Source organism: Plantibacter sp. ME-Dv--P-122b (assembly GCF_030209375.1).
GTDB lineage: Bacteria > Actinomycetota > Actinomycetes > Actinomycetales > Microbacteriaceae > Plantibacter.
Window position 1 is genome coordinate 270,514 of record NZ_JARVSC010000002.1, and the last position, 17,087, is coordinate 287,600.

The window sequence follows — 17,087 nt, forward strand, 5'->3', positions numbered from 1 at the left end:
CGGGTTCGTGAGACGCTTGCCCCATGGACCTCGAGGTGTCGCCCGGACTGACCATCCCAGCAGCCGAGCTGCAGTGGCGTTTCTCACGGTCGTCCGGCCCGGGCGGACAGCACGTCAACACCTCTGACAGCCGTGTCCAATTGACGTGGAGTGTGGCTGAGTCGGCCGCACTCACCGACGAGCAGCGGGACCGCCTGCTCGAGCGGCTCGGCGCCCGGCTGGTCGGCGGTGCCATCACCGTGACGGTCTCCCGCGAGCGATCGCAGCTCCGGAACCGCGAACTCGCTCTCGAAGCGCTCGCGACACGCATCAGATCGGCACTCGCGCCGGCGGCGCCGACGCGCCGACCCACGCGTCCGACCCGCGGATCAGCGCGACGCCACCTCGCCGCGAAACAGCAGCGGAGCGCCACCAAGCAGCAACGGCGACGGCCCCACGACGACTAGCGGGTCCCGCAGCCGCTTCCCGCAAGGGCGTGCGTCGGACGGTCCGGTCCATTAGCGTTCCCGGAGAGCGCACCCGTCGACGCCGTCGTCGTGCGCGAAGGGAGGAACACCATGCGCATCGTCGTCATCGGCGGGACCGGCCACATCGGCACCTTCCTCGTCCCGCGACTCGTCCGGGCCGGCCATGAAGTCGTGAGCGTGAGCCGCGGTGATCGGTCGCCGTACACGGACGCGCCCGAGTGGGACCAGGTCGAGCGGATCCGGGCCGATCGGGAGGCCGAGGACCGGGACGGTGTCTTCGCTCGACGCATCGCGGAGCTCGCCCCGGACGTCGTCATCGACCTGGTCTGCTTCACGGTCCCCTCGGCGACAGCGATCGTCGAGGGTCTGCGTGGCAACACGGGCCAGCTGCTGCATTGCGGATCGATCTGGCGCTACGGTCCCAGCGCGTCCGTCCCCATCGTCGAGGGCTCCGGGACGGCGCCGTTCGGCGACTACGGCGTCCAGAAGGACCAGATCGCCCGGCTGCTCCGGCAGGAGACCGCCGACGGAGGACTGGTGACGACCTCCCTGCATCCCGGACACATCGTCGGACCGGGGTGGGCGCCCATCAACCCGTTGGGCAACCTCGACCCCGGGGTCTGGCGGACCCTCGCACTCGGTTCACCGCTGCGCATCCCCGGACTCGGAGCCGAGCTGCTGCACCACGTGCATGCCGACGACGTCGCGCAGGCGTTCGAGCTCGCCGTCGCGAACCGGGACCGTGTCGCCGGCGAGGACCTCAACGTGACCTCGGCCGCCGCGGTGACCGTCCGCGGCTACGCCGACGTCGTCGCCGGCTGGTTCGGACGCTCGGCCCAGCTCGAGTCGGTGACCTGGGAGCGCTTCCGAGCCGAGACGTCGACGGAGCACGCCGACACCACCTGGGAGCACCTGGTACGGAGCCACTGCGCGTCGATCGACAAGGCACGGTCGCTGCTCGGATACGAGCCCGCCTTCACCTCGACGGAGGCGGTCCTCGAGTCCGTCCGTTCGCTCGTCGCCCGCGGGGAGTTGGACCTGCCAGAACCACGAGCAGCCCTGAACACGAGCCGCTGACGACGCGATCGGTCAGCGGGCCTGCAGTGCGCTCCGGAGTCCGTGCGGTGCGTCGACCTCCGGCCGACGGAGGATCCCGCGGCGCCTGAGGATCGGCACGAGTTCGTCGAGCATGCGGTGCACCGTCACCGGATGGAGGTCGCCGGAGAAGACGAACCCGTCGTTGTCCGCCTCACTACCGGCGCGTTCGATGTGGTCAGCCACCTCAGCTGCCGTGCCGACGACACCGCTGCCGTCGGTGATCCGCCCGAGGCGTGCCTTCGGCACGAGCAGCTCCCGGAGCGTCGCCGCCGCGAAGGACTCGTGAGGCCCGCGCAACGCGTCGAGGCTGCCGCGCGACACATGGTCGCCGAAGACGGCCGGGTCCACCGGTCGGTCGAGGTCGAGCACGGTGAGGTCCGTCTCCAGATCGCTCGACCACGCGAGTGCGACGGAGCGCAGCGTCTCATCATCCGGCTGTTCCGAGGCGGCGACGAGACGATCGGCCTCGGCACTGCTCGACACGATGACGGGCTTGAACACGAACAGGACCGCGGGAGGGGTGTCCCGACCGACGACAGCCGAAGCGTCGAGGACCCGCTTCCGGTACGCGCCGAGGCTTGCGATGTCGAGCGGCGCGAGGGCGAGCTGGACGTCCGACTGTCGTCCGGTGAAGGCGAGCCCTCGCGGCGAGGATCCCGGCGACACGATGACGGGCTCCCCACCGGAGTCCTCGTCGAAGGGGAGGGCGTTGAGCGGCCCGTCGAAGTCGTAGTGTGCGCCGCGGTGCTCGACGCGGTCGAGGTGGCGGCCGTCGGCGAAACGTCCGGAGGCGGTGTCGCCAACGTACGCGCCGGGTCGCCAGCTCCGCCAGAGCGCACGCACGCCGTCGAGCCATTCCTCCGCCCGTTCGTAGGCGATGTCGTGGGGCACGACCGGCTCGCCGAAGTGGCGACTGCTGCCGACGTCGGTCACCACGTTCACCCCGAACCGTCCGCGACTGAGGTGCTGCAGGGTCGCGAACTGCCGTGCCGCCTGGTATGGCGGCAGTTGCAACGGGTTCACGGTCGGGATGATGCCGATGCGCTCCGTCACCGCGAAGAGGAACGGCGCGAGGCTCAACGGGTCGTGCTTCGGCCCGCCGTAGGCGCCGCGGATACGGAGGTCGAGCGTCTCGGGGTTCCCCAGTGACAGCGCGTCCTCGATGATCAGGAGGTCCAGGCCCGCCTGATCGAGCTCGCGGACGGCTTGCTGGTAGAGAGCAGGCTCCTGCCAGCGGTAGTCCCAGTCGAGGTACGGATGCCCCCAACCGTGCGGACCGAACCCACGCGACAGGAACCAGCCGAAGCGTTGCCGGGCGCTCATGCGGCGACCGCCTCATCCGCCGTGACGCTCGCGCCGGCGCTCGTCGACGGTTCCTGGACCGAGAGCGCGTCGAACGCCGAGGTGAGGTCCGCGATGAGGTCGGCGACGTCCTCGATGCCGACGGACATCCGCACGAGTCCTTGGCCGATGCCGCTCGCCGCGAGCTGCTCGGCCGAACGCTGGGCGTGGGTGGTCGATGCCGGGTGGAGGATCAGTGAGCGGACGTCGCCGAGGTTCGTCATCCGTGTGAACAGGCCGACGTGGTCGATGACCGTGCGAGCTGCGTCCCGTCCGCCGTGCAGGGTGAACGAGAACACCGATCCCTGGCCATCCGGCAGGTACCGGTCCGCGAGGCGCCGGTGGGGGCTGTCGCTGAGCCCCGAGTAGTCGACCGAGGCCACTTCCGTTCGCCCCGCCAGCCACCTCGCGATGGCGAGGGCGTTCTCGCTCTGCCGCTGGACGCGGAGCGACAGCGTCTCGATGCCCTGGGCGATGAGGAACGCGTTGAACGGCGACGGCGTCGGCCCGAGGCGCAGCGCGACCGATGCTCTCGCATAGGCGGCAAGAGCGGCACGCCCGTCCGCCTCGACGTGGCTGAGCCCACCGAGCGCGGCGACCGGAGAGGTGAGGTGTCGGTAGCGGTCCGCGCGAGCGGACCAGTCGAACCTACCGCCGTCGATGACGACGCCGCCCAGCACGGTGCCGTGACCCGCCAGGAACTTACTGGCCGAATGGACGACGATGTCGGCGCCGTGCTCGATGGGACGCAGGAGGTAAGGCGTGGCGAAGGTGTTGTCGACGACGAGCGGAACCCCGTGCGCATGGGCGACGTCGGCGACGAGACGGAGGTCCGTGAGGTCGTTGCGGGGGTTCGGGATGGATTCGACGAAGATCGCGCGCGTCTCGGGTCGGATGGCGCGTGCCCAGGCGTCGGTGTCGAGCGGATCGGCGACTTCGCTCGTGGTGATTCCCAGCCGACCGAAGTTCTCCGTGAAGAGGCTGCGCGAGCCCTCGTACAGACTCGGCGCGGTGAGCAGATGGTCGCCGGCCTCGAGCAGGGAGAGCAGGGCGACGCCGACGGCCGCCTGTCCGGAGCCGAGGAGCAGCGCGTCCACCCCACCCTCCAGCGCGGCGAGACGGCGCTCGACGGCGTCGATCGTCGGATTGCCGACCCGGCTGTAGCTGTATCCACCGGGGTCCGGACCGAACCGCCGCTCCGCCTCGTCGAAGTCCGTGAACACGAACCCGGCGCTCGCGTAGATCGGCATGGTCCGCGGCTGGAGCGGCGCGTCGGGTGCACCACCGGCGTGCAGCTGTCGGGTGCTGAAGCCCCCTCGGTCCCGCTCGTGCATCGCCTCGTCCTCTCCGTCAGCTCGGCCGTCGTCGACGCCACGGCGTCGGTGACAGGCACTCTACGGTCGAGACCGGGGCGGGCACAGGAGATGACGACATGCGCGGACACAATCGGCCGGCGACGCCGCCGCCGTGGGAGGCCCCGTACCCTGGAGAAGCGTCGGCCTCGGACTCGGTGACCGGCGCAGACGGATCGGACGAGGGGGAACCGTGAAAGCACTCATCGCATCGGGGAGCGGTCGGTATGCGGATCCGTGGCACCCGTACGCGCGCACGAGCCCGCTCATTGCCGAGGTCCTGGAGACGGCCGGCTTCGCGGTCGAGATCGACGAGGACGTCGATCGTGCGATGACCCGACTCGAAGGCGTGGAGCTCCTGGTGGTCAACGCCGGCGACCCGTGGCGGTCGGAGGAGCAAGGCCGAGCGCCGACGGCCTCGATCGACGGCTTCGCGGAGGCGCTCGGTCGGGGCGTCGGGGTGCTCGCGATGCACGCGGCGCTCGCTTCACTGCGCGACTACCCGGACTGGGCGCCGACGATCGGAGCGTTGTGGCTGCCCGGCGTGTCCTGGCATCCGCCGATGGGCCCGACGATCGTCCGCGGCCTGGCGTCACCCGAAGGCGGACCGCTCGGCGACATCCCCGTAGACGACGAACAGTACCTCCGGCTGCAGCCCGTCGGTCGCAGCACCACGGTCGCCGAGCACGACGTCGACGGCGAGCGGTTCCCTGCGGTGTGGGTGCGCGAGGTGGGGCCCTCCCGGGTCGCCGTCGACGCACTCGGACACGACGAGCGTTCCTACGCCTCGGCGGAGCACCGTGCCCTGCTCGCGACGCTGGCACGGTGGGCGGCCCGGGCGACCTCAGCGTGATCCGTCACGGATCCTCGACCGGCTTCGTCTGTGTCGCGACCACCGCCGGCGCAAGCCCCCGTCGTACGGGAGTCGCGTGTCTTGGCCGGGTCTATGCTCCTGTTCGGGGCTGCGAGCGACCATGACCGCCGGCCGCGGCCCGCGTCAGGAATCGGAACCTCGAGAAAGCCGCACCACGTGTCACAGGACCTCATGTCACCGGAGAACAACGTCCAGCGCATCATGCGCACCGGAACCGTCTGGTTCGGCGTCGCGGTCGGGAGCACCGCGATCGTCCTCGGTCTCCTCCTCAGCTCAGGCTGGCGGCCGGCGGTCCTCGCCGAAGGACTCCGCGTGGTCTGGTGGTGCTGCTCGGTCATCGTGGGGTTGAGCATCGGCCTGCTGGGCTGGTCCGGGTGCCCGATCCTGGAGGTGGACGTCCCGACGGCGTCCCGGAACAAGTCGCTGACCATGCAGCTCGGGACGATGCTCTTCATCCTCGGGAGCCTCGGCGCCATGTTCACCGTGTTGGCCGGGTCGCCGAGCTGACACCCGCGGCGCGGGCACATCCTGCTCCGGCGGCGGCGTCGTCGGACCGGAGCGGCGTCGTAGAGTCGATGCATGGCCCGATCCTCAGCACCGCTCCGCAGACTCGGCTTCCTCACGATGGGTCTGTTCGACCCCGAGGAGCCGGCGGCCGGGCACGAGGCGACCCTGCAGCTCATCGAGCTCGGTGAACGTCTCGGGTTCGACAGCGCCTGGCTGCGGCACCGGCACCTGCAGTTCGGCATCTCCTCGCCGGTCGCCGTCCTCGCGGCGGCGACGCAGCGCACGAAGCGCATCGCGCTCGGCACCGCGGTCACTCCACTCGGCGCGGAGAACCCCTTCCGGCTCGCGGAGGACCTGGGCACGGTCGACGTCCTCTCGGGCGGCAGGCTGCTACCCGGCTTCAGCACCGGGGAGCCGATGCGGTTCGACGCCTTCAAGCACGCGATCTATCCGTCCACCCTCGACCAGGAGGACCTCGGCTACGACCGCGTCCTGCGCCTGCGCTCCTTCATCCGCGGCGACGTCGTCAGCGACAACGCCGGTCGTGAGGGCCAGGAGGACTACTCCTCACGGGTCGAGCCGCATGCCGACGGTCTGGCGGAGCGGCTCTGGTACGGAGCCGGCAGCCTGCGGTCGGCCGGTTGGGCCGGTGAGCAGTCCTTCAACCTGCTCACGAGCAGCGTCATCGCCGCCGAGGACGGCACGACGGACTTCGCCGCGAACCAGGCCGCCCAGGTGCGTCGGTTCCGAGAACTCCACCCGGCGGGTGAGCGGGCCCGCGTGTCGCAGGGGCTCGTGGTGATCCCGACGGACTCGGCGACGGCTTCCCAGCGCGCCCGGTACCACGAGTACGTCGACTCGAGACGACACCGGGTCGGCGTCGCCCACGGGCCGCGGCGGATGCTCTTCGCGGAGGACCTCGTCGGCAGCAGTGCGGAGATCGCCGAGCGGCTGCACGAGCACGCCGGTTTCCAGGAGGTCGACGAGGTCGCCTTCGCGCTCCCGTTCACGCTCGAACCGGACGACTACACGCAGCTGCTCACCGACATCGCCGGCGCGCTCGGGCCCGCCCTCGGCTGGCGACCGGCCGCGGACGGGGAGTCGCGTCCGGCCTGAGCGGACCGGTCGGAGACGGCTTCCGGTCGCGCGTACAGTGCAGGTATGACGCAGCACGGGTTCAGACGGTACGTGGCCATCGGCGACAGCTTCAGTGAGGGATACGGGGATGTCCGAGAGGACGGCTCCCTTCGCGGGTGGGCGGACTTCGTGGCCCTCGGTCTCGCCCGGGCGTCCACGGAGACCGTCAGCTACGCGAACCTCGCCATCCGGGGCCGGAAGCTCCTGCCGATCCTCGCCGAACAACTCGACCGCGCGATCGCGATGGGTCCGGACCTCGTCAGCTTCAACGGCGGCGGCAACGACATCATGCGTCCGCGGGTGTCGATCGACGGCGTCGCCGACCGCTTGGACGGGGCGGTCGAGCGCCTGCGTGCCGGGGGAGCCCACGTGCTGCTGCTGAGCGGGGCGAACCCCTCGGCTCACATCCCGATGGGTTCGCTCCTCGCCCGCCGCGGGGAGCAGTTGGCCCAGGCCGTGCGGGTGCGGTATCCGCGTGACGGGGTGACCTTCGTCGACAACTGGGCCGATCATACCCTCGCCGACCTCCGGTACTGGTCGGTGGACCGTCTGCACCTCAACGCCCTCGGCCATGCCCGGGTGGCGAGCAACGTGCTGACGGCGCTCGACGTGCCGGTCCCCGAGGAGTGGGGGATCGACGATGTCGCTGCGGCGCCGCCCGGTCCGCGTCAACGTCGCACGGCGGCCTACTACCGCGAGCACGTGCTGCCCTGGATCGGGCGCCGTTTGACCGGTCGGTCCTCGGGTGACGGTCGCGAACCGAAGATCGCCGAGCTGCAGCCGGTCGACACCCGCGGCTGACCGGTCTCGATCAGCCGCGAAGCATCAGCCGACGCGGACGAGCGTGCGCTGCCAACCGGAGGATCCGTTGGGAGCGATTGGCGCCTGCTCCTCGATCTGGAGGTTCCCGGCCTTGTCGGTCGCACGGACGGCGACGTAGTGCGTCCCGGCGGTCGCCTCCCAGTCCATCCACCACTGCACCCAGGTGTCGTCGTTGATGGCGGTCGTGAGGTTGACGCTCTGCCAGTCGCCGTTGTCGATGCTGACCTCGACCTTGGCGATCCCGACCGTCTGGGCCCAGGCGACACCCGCGATCTTCGCCGGTCCGGCCGGCAGCTGCTTATCGATCCGCGGTGTGTCGATCCGCGAGGAGAGTTTGATCGGCGCCTTCGCGTCGTATCCGCGCGGGGTCCAGTAGGCCTCGTCCTTGTCGAAGGTCGTGACCGTCAGCTTCGTCAGCCACTTGGTCGCCGACACGTAGCCGTAGAGGCCCGGGACGACCATGCGCACGGGGAAACCGTGCTCGAGCGGCAGGGGCTCGCCGTTCATCGCCACGGCGAGGATCGCGTCCAGGTTCGGGTCGGTGAGCGACTCGATCGGCGTGCTCGCCGTGAACCCGTCCACGCTCGTGGACAGGACCATGTCGGCCTTCGAGTCCGGCATCGCCCGCTTGAGGACGTCGCGCACCGGGACACCGAGCCACTTCGCGTTGCCCAGCAGGTTGCCGCCCACCTCGTTCGAGACGCAGGTCATGGTGATGACGTATTCGTCGAGACCCATGGCGAGGAGTTCCTCGAAGGTGATCTGCACCTGCTCGCCGACCATGCCGTCGATCGTGAGCGTCCAGGTGGCCGGGTCGACCGTCGGCACGGTCAGCGCGGTGTCGACGCGGTAGAACTTGTCGTTCGGTGTGAAGAGCGGGCTGAGGCCGTCGACGTCCGCCTCGGCTCCGTCGGGGATCATGACGGTCGACTTCGGCGCCGGGAGCTTGAGGGCGTCACGGACAGCCGTGATCGACGAGGTGGTGACGTTCACGAGGCGTGCGCCCACGCCGACGACGACGGCACCGGCCGCCGCGATGCCGGCCACGCGGAAGAACCCTCGGCGGTCGAACGCCGCGCGCTCGTCGTCCGATCCGTTCGCGGCTCGCTTCGGCAGGCGGCGACTCAGGATGATGAGGATCACGACGCCGGCCGCGAGCCCGAGGATCACCGGGACGACGGCGAGCGGAGTGGCACCGGCGCGGGTGACGGTCGTCGCACCGGCGAAGACGCCGGCCGCGACGAGCACCACGACACCGAGCGGTGGACGGATCTGCTGCAGGATCCCGGCGATCGCCGCGGCGATCACGACGGCGACCCCGAGGCTCACGAGGAGGAAGATCTTGTCGTTGCTGCCGAAGGTCTCGATCGCGAACTCCTTCGCCCACCGCGGGACGATGTCGATGACGAACGACCCGACGGTGAGGAGGGGACTGCTGCCTCGGGCGAACAACAGCGCCGCCAGCTCGGCGATCGCGAGGAACACCGCTGCTGCGACGATGCCGGACAGTGCTGCCGCGAACCAGACGAGACGTCGTCCGCTCCGAGTGGTGCCGGTCTGGTGGTTCGATGGCATGTGCTACTCCCTGATCGTGGCTCGACAGGAGTTCGGAGCACTGCCCGGATCAGACGGGTCGGATCCGCCGTCCGCCTGTCGTCTCGGCCATCAGGCCGTCGAGACGGCCAGTCGCAGCCCCGTCTCGGACGCGAGCCGGAGGGCCTCGTCGAACTCCTGCTCGCCGCGTTCGCGCTGCGCTGCGAGCGCCGGGTCGCGGTCGGCGAGGGTCAGACTCGTCGTGATGATGTGGACGTCCATGCCGAGCGCTCCACCGAACAGCGTCCGCAGTGCCGGCACCTCGTGATCCCAGCCCTCGGTCGGGCTACCCGCGTCGTAGGCGATCCCGCGGCTGGTGGCGATGACGACCGGCCGGCCGGTGAGCGCTCCCGTATCCGCGGAGGTGACACCCGGCACGTGGATGTGGTCGATCCAGGCCTTGAGCGACGACGGGATCGAGAAGTTGTAGAGCGGCGCACCGATCACGACGATGTCGGCGCCGAGCAGCTCGTCGAGCAGGACGCGCTGGAGGGCCTCGGCCTCGGCGGGCGGGTTCGCACCGGGGTGGCGGTCGGCCGGTGCCCAGTGGAGACTCGCGTCGGCGAGGTGGGGGATCGGATCCAGGTGCAGGTCGCGACGGACGACGATGCCGGTGGGGTCGGCGGTCACCCAGGCGTCCACGACGGCTTGCGAGAGCCGGCGGGACCGGGAGGTGTCGAGATCGGCTGAGGAGTCGAGATGCAGGAGGGTGGGCATGCGGCAACGCTAGCAAGCCGGGTCCCGTCCACTTCCTTGCGGCGCGCACTGGTGACGGTTACCGTCGCAGGATGGTCGACGCCCCAGCCCCCACCACGTCCGCCCGCCAGGACGCACGCGTCCTCGACGAGGCCGACCCGCTCGCGGAACACCGCGCGGCGTTCGTCCCGGCCGAGGGCGTCGTCGCCTACCTCGACGGGAACTCCCTGGGGCGGCCGTTGCGGGCCACGGCGGAGCGGCTGCAATCGTTCATCGCGGAGGAATGGGGGACGAGGCTCATCCGCTCGTGGGACGACCGCTGGTTCGAGCTGCCGCTGACGCTCGGCGACCGCCTGGGATCGGTCGTGCTCGGCGCAGCACCCGGCCAGACGGTCGTCGCCGACTCGACGACCGTGCTGCTGTACAAGCTGATCCGCGCGGCGGTCGACGCGACCTCGTCGGCTGGAGGAGCTACTCCGCGCGACGAGCTCGTGATCGATGCGGGGAACTTCCCGACGGACCGCTTCGTGATCGAGGGGATCGCCGCTGAGCGCGGTCTGCGTGTGCGATGGATCGATGCCGATCCGATCCACGGTGTCGCCGTGCACCAGCTGCGCGAGGTGGTCCACCAGCGGACCGCACTCGTCGTGCTCAGTCAGGTCGACTACCGGTCCGGAGCGCTGCTCGGCGTCGAGGAGCTGACCGCGATCGCGCATCAGGCGGGAGCACTCGTCCTCTGGGACCTGTGCCACTCCGCCGGCGCGGTCCCGATCGAGCTCGAAGAGTGGGGCGTCGACCTCGCGGTGGGCTGCTCCTACAAGTACCTCGGCGGCGGGCCCGGCGCTCCGGCCTTCGCCTACGTCGCTGCGCGCCATCAGGACCGGCTCCTCCAGCCCATCCAGGGGTGGATGGGCGCCGCGGACGTCTTCGCCATGGCCGACGCCTATCAGCCGGCCGTCGGGATGCGCCGGTTCCTCAGCGGGACGCCACCGATCGTGGGCATGCTGCCACTCGAGGACTCCCTGACGCTCATCGAGTCCGCCGGGGTCGCCGCCATCCGGGCGAAGTCCGTGGCGCTCACCACGTTCGCGATCTCCTGGGCCGACGAGCACCTCGCGGGCGCCGGTGTCAGGGTGATGACCCCTCGTGAAGCGACGCGTCGCGGTGGTCATGTGACGCTCGGTCACCCGTCGTTCCGCGAGATCACCCCGCTGCTCTGGAATGCGGGCGTGATCCCCGATTTCCGGCACCCGGACGGGCTCCGCGTCGGGCTCTCGCCCTTGAGTTCCGGCTTCGTCGAGCTCGAACTCGGGCTGATCCGGATCGCCGAGGCCGTCCACCGGTCGACGGCCTCTCACGGCTCCACCCCGCCTGGCGGAGGTCCGTCGTAGGCTTGGCGGCATGCCCGCTGCCTCTGGAACCCAGTACCGTCTCCACCGCGCCGGTCCGCAGGGCGAGGTGCGAGCGACGGTCACCGAACTCGCCGCCGGGCTGCGTGAACTGACGGTGGGCGGACGCACCCTCGTGCAGTCCTTCGGTGAGGACGTCGTCGCCCCGATGGGGTGCGGGATGGTGCTCGTGCCCTGGCCCAACCGCGTCCGGGATGCCCGGTGGACGCTCGACGGAGAGCCGCAGCAACTCGACGTCACCGAGGCGGCCACCGGCAACGCCTCACACGGTCTGCTCCGCAACACGGGATATCGCGCGGGGGAGCGGTCGGACGACGCGGTGACGCTGCTCGCCTCGGTGTTCCCGCAGCACGGCTACCCGTTCCGCCTCGACACCTCGGTCGCCTACACGTTGGACGACGACGGCCTGCGGGTGACCCACACCATCGTGAACCGGTCGAGTCGCCCCGCGCCGGTCGCCGTCGGCGCTCACCCCTACCTGGCGCTCGGCGACGTGCCGACCGCCGACCTCACCGTGACGGTGGCGGCCGACACCTGGTTCGAGACGGACGAGCAACGCATCCCGGTCGCCTCCCGTCCCGTCGACGGGACACCGTACGACCTGCGTTCCGGCGCTCGGGTCGGCGACCTCTCGATCGACGTCGGCCTGGGTCCGGTCCAGCAGATCGAGGGTGCCATCCGACACCGGCTCACCTCATCAGACGGCGACACCGTCGAACTCTGGGCGGACGACGACTTCCGGTTCGTCCAGGTCTACACGCCGAAGAACTTCCCGGCGGCAGACGGACCGACGCAGGCCATCGCCATCGAGCCCATGACGGCTCCGGCCGATGCGCTGAACAGCGGGACCGGACTCCGGTGGTTGGACCCCGACGAGCGGTGGTCGCTGTCCTGGGGGATCCGACTCACACGGCTGTGACCGGCACGTCGAACGGCGGACCGTCGACGGTCCTTCGGGCGGAGGAGGATCAGCTCAGAGGATGACGCCGCGACCGCGATGATCGACCCGGCGTCCGATGTGCCGCACCCGGGCGTCGACGGACACTTGTGGCATGACCACGCACCTGGACACCAGCCCGAATCTGTTCACCCTGTCCTCGCCCCGGGTCGCGCAGACCGAGCGGCTGCAGGTGACCCGCCCGACGGCTCGACCACGTGGGCGGTTCGGGGCCTTCGTAGGCGTCCTCCTGGGGAACATCGTCCTCTGGAGCACCCTCTTCATCACGATCGGCATCGTGCTCGCGCTGCAACTCGGCATCGTCGGCGTCATCGCCGCGTCGCTGTTGCGCTGAGCTCGATCCCCGCGTCAGTTCCCTGAGCCGGCGAGACCCGTATCGGTTCCATCAGCCGCGTCCTCAGCGGGCGCGTCGTCGTCCAGCGCCTCGTCCTCGACCGCCGCGTCCGGGAGCCCGGGCAGCATGGCCGCCGCTCCCTCGTCACGGATACCTTCGACCGCCCCGAAATCAGACATGATGCTTCCTCTCGATCGTCGTGCCCGCCAGCGTAACCGGCGGGCACGACGATCGACAGCCCTTGCGGACGAGAGGCTCGTCAGTCGACGATCGACACCGTCACGTCGATGTTGCCGCGCGTGGCGTTCGAGTAGGGGCACACCTGGTGCGCCTGGTCGGCCAGCTGCTGCGCTTCATCGTGCGTGACGTTCGGCACGTAGACGTCGAGCTCGACGGCCAGGCCGAAGCCGCCCTCACCGTTCGATCCGATGCCGACGCTCGCCGACACCTCCGCGTCCTTCGTATCGAGCTTCGCGGTGCGTCCGACGGCGTGGAGGGCGCTGAGGAAGCACGCGGCGAAGCCGGCGGCGAACAACTGCTCGGGGTTGGTGCCCTCGCCGCTGCCGCCGAGTTCCTTCGGGGGACGGGTGTCGAAGTCGAGGAGGTCGTCCTCACTGCGGACGTGTCCGTCTCGTCCGCCTCCGGTGGCATGGGCAACTGCTGTGTACGCGATATCCATTGCTCCATCCTCGCACCGTCCCGGACGACCGGCGCACCTTCCCCGCGACCTCTCGGCAGTCGTTCAGTGCAGCGTGGATCGGGCCGCGTCGACCACCGCCGTCGAGACGAGCTCGAGCAGTCGGGAGTGGAGTCGCCACTGCTGCCAGAACAACGGGACGTCGACGCCACCGGTCTCGTCGAGCACGACGAGCGCGCCCCTGCGCAGCGGCGCGTCGGACTGCGCGTCCGGGAGCATGCCCCAGCCGAGACCGAGGCCGACGGCGGTCGCGAAGTCCGCCGAGGCCGGAACATGGTGCCGCGGCGGGTCGGCGGGGTCGACGCCCCGACGCCTGAGGTAGGCGTCCTGGAGGTCGTCCTTCCGGTCGAAGACGACGACGGGCGCTGCGGTGAGCGCCTGAGCGGTCGCACCGTCCTCGAACCAGCGCGCAGCGAACGCCGGCGACGCCATCGGTCGGTATCGCATCCGGCCGAGAGGACGCACCGTACAGCCTTGGACGGGCTCGGCGTTCGAGGTGACCGCGGCCATGACGCTGCCCGCACGGAGGAGGTCGGTCGAATGGTCCTGGTCCTCTCGAGCGAGGTCGAAGACGATCGGCTCCCGTGCCGCGATGTCCGCCAGCACCGGGAGCAGCCACGTGGCGAGGGAGTCCGCGTTCACGACGATCGGGATCACCGCTGGTGCAACCGGTGCGATCACGTCATCGGCGTGCAGCTCGAGCGCCGCATCGTGACCGAGCAGGTGCACCGCGCGACCGAGGCGGAGCACGATCTCACCTGACGCCGTGATGGTGATCGGTTTGGTCCGAAGCAGGAGGACCCGTCCGACGCTCTGCTCGAGGGCCTTGATGCGTTGGCTGATCGCCGACGGCGTGACCATCAGCTCCCGGGCGGCCGACTCGAAGGTGCCGTGGTCGACGGCGGCGACGAAGGCCCGCAGTTGCTCGACGTGGAAATCCATCATAAGAGGATCTTAGGATTCATCAGAATAATGAACTGGATTCATCATGCTATGCCTCCTACGGTCGGGGGATGACCTCCGCACTGCAGGCCGCGACCGCGGGCCTCGGCCTCGGCCTCTCGCTCATCGTCGCCATCGGCGCCCAGAACGCCTTCGTCCTCCGGCAGGGCATCCGCCGTGAGCACGTCTTTCCCGTGGTGCTCGTCTGCGCACTCTCCGATGCTGTGCTCATCGTCGCCGGCGTCAGCGGCATCGGCTTCGTCGTGGAGCGGTTCCCCGTGGTCCTCGTCGTCCTCCGTTGGACCGGGGCCGCCTTCCTGCTCGGCTACGGTCTGCTGGCCGCACGCCGAGCGCTCGCACCATCCGGTCTCTCCGCCGACCGCGGCGGCAACGGCCTCTCGCTCAGGGCGGCGGTGCTCACCGTGGTCGGCCTCACCTGGCTGAACCCCCACGTATACCTCGACACCGTCCTCCTCCTCGGCTCGATCGCGAACACCCACGGCGAGGTCGGACGCTGGTGGTTCGCCGCGGGCGCGGTCCTCGGGAGCATCCTGTGGTTCACCGCTCTGGGGTACGGCGCCCGGTTGCTCCGCGGGGTCTTCGCGAAGCCCGTGGCCTGGCGCATCCTCGACGTCGCCATCGCGGTCGTCATGATCGCCCTCGCGATCATGCTCGTCCTGCGCCCCTGAACGTCCAGCTGCGGGCCTGGTTAGGATTGCCGGGTGATGAGAACCCTGCGTGAGGTCAACACGGTCGTCGAGCGCCTCTGGCCGCTGTCCGGAGCCGAGGACTGGGACGCCCCGGGGCTCCTCGTCGGCGACCCGGGTCAGCCGGTCGGGCAGGTGCTCCTCGCGGTCGACGCGGTCGGCGCGACCGTCGACGAGGTGCTCGAGCGCCCCGACGGTCTGCTGCTGGTCCACCACCCGCTCCTGATGCGCGGTGTCACGACCGTGGCGGGCGACCGGTACAAGGGGTCGCTCATCACGCGGCTGATCCGCGGCGGCGCCGGGCTCATCGCCGCACACACCAACGCCGACGTCGTCGTCGACGGGACCTCGGACGTCCTCGCACAGCGTCTCGGCCTGCACGAGTCGGCTCCGATCGTCCCGGCGGCCGACGGACTGACCGGGCTGGGTCGGGTCGGCGACCTCCCGGAGGAGACGACGCTCGGCGCCGTCGCGCGTGCCCTCGCCGAGATCCTGCCGGCGACCGCCACCGGGGTCCGTGCCTCCGGCGACTACGACCAGGCCGTCCGGAGGATCGCGCTCTGCGGGGGAGCGGGGGACTCGCTCCTGTCCCACCCCGCGGTCCGCGCGGCCGACGTGTACATCACGGCCGACCTCCGCCACCATCCGGCGTCCGAGGCCCGGGAACAGGCACTCCTCGGCGGCGGGCCGGCCCTCGTCGACGTCTCCCACTGGGCGAGCGAGTGGCTGTGGCTGGAGGGGGCCGCCGACGCGCTCCGACGAGAGCTCCCGGGACTCGACGTCCGGGTCAGCGAGCTGCGTACCGACCCGTGGGACTTCGTCGTCACCCAGTAGTCGGCGCGGCCGGTAGGGTGATGAGTCGAGAGTTTGGAACAGACGTGAAAGCCAGCCCAGCAGACCAGAAGACGTTGCTCACCCTGCAGAGCATCGACACCGGCGTGCAGCGCACCGCCCACCGCGCGGCGAACCTCCCCGAGGCCGCGCGCATCGCGCAGCTCCAGGCCGAGATCGAGACCGTCCGCCTCCGTCGCCTGGAGCGGGTCGGCGTCCGCGACGACGCACAGACCGAGCTCGGGCGCATCGAGTCCGACGTCGCCGTCGTCGCGGCCCGGATGAAGCGCGATGCCGACCGTCTCCAGTCGTCGACCTCCGTCAAGGACGTCGAGGCGCTGCAGAGCGAGATCGCGTCATTGCAGAACCGGCAGAACAACCTCGAGGAGATCCAGCTGAACGTCATGGAGCGGGTGGAGGCTGCGGAGGACGCCGTCGCCCAGGTCGACGCCGAGCGCGCCGGACTCCAGGAGCTCCTCGACGAGGTCGTCGCGAAGCGCGACGCCGAACTCGTGGAACTCGAGGCCGAGCGGGCACGACTCACCGCCGACCGCGAGTCACTCGCACCCGGCATCCCCGCCGATCTCCTGGCCCTCTACGACCAGCGCCGCGCCCGCGGCGGTATCGGTGCAGCACTGTTCCGCGCCGGCACCTGCGGCGCATGCAAGATGTCGCTCACCGGCAACGACCTCCAGGCCGTCCGCGCCGCACCGTCCGAAGACGTCGTGCAGTGCCCGGAGTGCGCCGCGATCGTCGTCCGGACGGACGAGTCCGGCCTCATCTGAGCCGGACGCCGGCTGCACGACACCGGCGGTCCACGGCCGTTGTCGCGGGCCGGTAGACTCGTCTCCGTGAACGGGCCGGCTAGACGGTCGCGTCACCGAGACCTCCGGGTGTCGGTGCCGAGGAACGTCCGGGCTCCACAGAGCAGGGCGGTGGGTAACACCCACCCGGGGTGACCCGCGAGACAGTGCCACAGAGAACAGACCGCCGTGGGCGACCACGGTCAGGGTGAAACGGTGGGGTAAGAGCCCACCAGCGACCGGGGTGACCCGGTCGGCTCGGTAAACCTCGTCCGGAGCAAGGTCAACAGGGAACGCTGAGGCTGCTCGCCAAGTTCCCGGGTAGACCGCTAGAGGGCGGCGGCAACGTCGTCCCGAGAGAGATGGCCGTCCAAACGCGCAAGCGTGGGACAGAACCCGGCGTACCGGTCGACCCGTTCACACCCCAGCACGGCCGCGACTTCGTCGAGCCGTACTGCGACATCCGCGCAAGCGTGGGACAGAACCCGGCGTACCGGTCGACCCGTTCACACCCCAGCA

19 protein-coding genes and 1 other RNA gene are annotated in these 17,087 nt (G+C 70.4%); 13 read left to right on the forward strand and 7 right to left on the reverse strand.

Annotated features, from left to right (window positions below; genetic code table 11):
- Window positions 1–23 precede the first annotated feature (23 nt).
- Both arfB and QRN19_RS04700 read left to right on the forward strand, forming a co-directional pair.
- Window positions 24–446 (forward strand): alternative ribosome rescue aminoacyl-tRNA hydrolase ArfB, encoded by a 423-nt coding sequence (gene arfB / locus QRN19_RS04695; RefSeq protein WP_285025534.1) that lies wholly within the window; start codon window positions 24–26, stop codon window positions 444–446.
- A 111-nt stretch (window positions 447–557) separates the two neighbouring features.
- Entirely contained in the window at window positions 558–1,544 is a 987-nt protein-coding gene (locus QRN19_RS04700; RefSeq protein WP_285025535.1) for an NAD-dependent epimerase/dehydratase family protein, read from the forward strand.
- Window positions 1,545–1,556: 12 nt separating this feature from the next.
- On the opposite strand, the gene QRN19_RS04705 is transcribed toward QRN19_RS04700, so the two are convergent.
- Both QRN19_RS04705 and QRN19_RS04710 read right to left on the reverse strand, forming a co-directional pair.
- Window positions 1,557–2,888, reverse strand: coding sequence for an LLM class flavin-dependent oxidoreductase (locus QRN19_RS04705; protein WP_285025536.1), 1,332 nt, complete (start codon window positions 2,886–2,888; stop codon window positions 1,557–1,559).
- Complete coding sequence (locus tag QRN19_RS04710; RefSeq protein WP_285025537.1) at window positions 2,885–4,240, reverse strand: O-acetylhomoserine aminocarboxypropyltransferase/cysteine synthase family protein; 1,356 nt, start codon at window positions 4,238–4,240, stop codon at window positions 2,885–2,887. Before QRN19_RS04710 ends, QRN19_RS04705 begins: the two co-directional genes overlap by 4 nt.
- Window positions 4,241–4,451: 211 nt before the next feature.
- On the opposite strand from QRN19_RS04710, the gene QRN19_RS04715 reads away from it, so the two are divergent.
- The 4 genes from QRN19_RS04715 (at window position 4,452) to QRN19_RS04730 (ending at window position 7,577) form a co-directional block, all read left to right on the forward strand.
- Window positions 4,452–5,111, forward strand: coding sequence for a ThuA domain-containing protein (locus QRN19_RS04715; protein WP_285025539.1), 660 nt, complete (start codon window positions 4,452–4,454; stop codon window positions 5,109–5,111).
- Window positions 5,112–5,288: 177 nt separating this feature from the next.
- The gene (locus QRN19_RS04720; RefSeq protein WP_079705855.1) at window positions 5,289–5,639 is read left to right on the forward strand and encodes a hypothetical protein; all 351 of its coding nucleotides are present in this window, start codon (window positions 5,289–5,291) and stop codon (window positions 5,637–5,639) included.
- A 72-nt stretch (window positions 5,640–5,711) separates the two neighbouring features.
- Window positions 5,712–6,755 carry an LLM class flavin-dependent oxidoreductase gene (locus QRN19_RS04725; protein WP_285025541.1) on the forward strand — a complete coding sequence of 348 codons (1,044 nt, stop codon included), beginning with the start codon at window positions 5,712–5,714 and terminating at the stop codon, window positions 6,753–6,755.
- Between the two features lie 45 nt (window positions 6,756–6,800).
- Window positions 6,801–7,577 carry an SGNH/GDSL hydrolase family protein gene (locus QRN19_RS04730; protein WP_285025543.1) on the forward strand — a complete coding sequence of 259 codons (777 nt, stop codon included), beginning with the start codon at window positions 6,801–6,803 and terminating at the stop codon, window positions 7,575–7,577.
- Between the two features lie 24 nt (window positions 7,578–7,601).
- Here the strand turns inward: QRN19_RS04730 and QRN19_RS04735 are convergent, their stop codons facing one another.
- Window positions 7,602–9,173 (reverse strand): molybdopterin-dependent oxidoreductase, encoded by a 1,572-nt coding sequence (locus tag QRN19_RS04735; protein WP_285025544.1) that lies wholly within the window; start codon window positions 9,171–9,173, stop codon window positions 7,602–7,604.
- A gap of 90 nt (window positions 9,174–9,263) precedes the next feature.
- Window positions 9,264–9,908, reverse strand: coding sequence for an FMN-dependent NADH-azoreductase (locus tag QRN19_RS04740; RefSeq protein WP_285025545.1), 645 nt, complete (start codon window positions 9,906–9,908; stop codon window positions 9,264–9,266).
- A gap of 71 nt (window positions 9,909–9,979) precedes the next feature.
- Between QRN19_RS04740 and QRN19_RS04745 the strand changes: the two genes are divergently transcribed.
- The 3 genes from QRN19_RS04745 (at window position 9,980) to QRN19_RS04755 (ending at window position 12,588) form a co-directional block, all read left to right on the forward strand.
- Window positions 9,980–11,278 carry a kynureninase gene (locus QRN19_RS04745; protein ID WP_285025546.1) on the forward strand — a complete coding sequence of 433 codons (1,299 nt, stop codon included), beginning with the start codon at window positions 9,980–9,982 and terminating at the stop codon, window positions 11,276–11,278.
- A gap of 10 nt (window positions 11,279–11,288) precedes the next feature.
- Complete coding sequence (locus QRN19_RS04750; RefSeq protein WP_285025547.1) at window positions 11,289–12,215, forward strand: aldose 1-epimerase family protein; 927 nt, start codon at window positions 11,289–11,291, stop codon at window positions 12,213–12,215.
- Between the two features lie 133 nt (window positions 12,216–12,348).
- On the forward strand, window positions 12,349–12,588 hold the full coding sequence (locus QRN19_RS04755) for a hypothetical protein (protein ID WP_285025549.1): 240 nt from the start codon (window positions 12,349–12,351) through the stop codon (window positions 12,586–12,588).
- A 14-nt stretch (window positions 12,589–12,602) separates the two neighbouring features.
- Here QRN19_RS04755 and QRN19_RS04760 read toward each other — a convergent pair whose 3' ends face one another.
- The 3 genes from QRN19_RS04760 to QRN19_RS04770 form a co-directional block, all read right to left on the reverse strand.
- A complete protein-coding gene (locus tag QRN19_RS04760; protein ID WP_285025550.1) occupies window positions 12,603–12,767 on the reverse strand; it encodes a hypothetical protein in 165 nt (54 codons plus the stop codon).
- 80 nt (window positions 12,768–12,847) lie between these two features.
- Window positions 12,848–13,267: an organic hydroperoxide resistance protein gene (locus QRN19_RS04765; protein WP_064293757.1), complete on the reverse strand. Its 420-nt coding sequence runs from the start codon at window positions 13,265–13,267 to the stop codon at window positions 12,848–12,850.
- Window positions 13,268–13,330: 63 nt separating this feature from the next.
- On the reverse strand, window positions 13,331–14,230 hold the full coding sequence (locus QRN19_RS04770; protein ID WP_285025552.1) for a LysR family transcriptional regulator ArgP: 900 nt from the start codon (window positions 14,228–14,230) through the stop codon (window positions 13,331–13,333).
- Window positions 14,231–14,298: 68 nt separating this feature from the next.
- On the opposite strand from QRN19_RS04770, the gene QRN19_RS04775 reads away from it, so the two are divergent.
- From QRN19_RS04775 to rnpB, 4 genes are all read left to right on the forward strand, one after another.
- On the forward strand, window positions 14,299–14,916 hold the full coding sequence (locus tag QRN19_RS04775; protein WP_285025553.1) for a LysE/ArgO family amino acid transporter: 618 nt from the start codon (window positions 14,299–14,301) through the stop codon (window positions 14,914–14,916).
- 36 nt (window positions 14,917–14,952) lie between these two features.
- On the forward strand, window positions 14,953–15,768 hold the full coding sequence (locus QRN19_RS04780; RefSeq protein ID WP_285025554.1) for a Nif3-like dinuclear metal center hexameric protein: 816 nt from the start codon (window positions 14,953–14,955) through the stop codon (window positions 15,766–15,768).
- 44 nt (window positions 15,769–15,812) lie between these two features.
- A complete protein-coding gene (locus tag QRN19_RS04785; RefSeq protein WP_285025556.1) occupies window positions 15,813–16,550 on the forward strand; it encodes a zinc ribbon domain-containing protein in 738 nt (245 codons plus the stop codon).
- A gap of 71 nt (window positions 16,551–16,621) precedes the next feature.
- An RNA gene (gene rnpB, locus QRN19_RS04790) (RNase P RNA component class A) lies at window positions 16,622–16,988 on the forward strand.
- Window positions 16,989–17,087 lie beyond the last annotated feature (99 nt).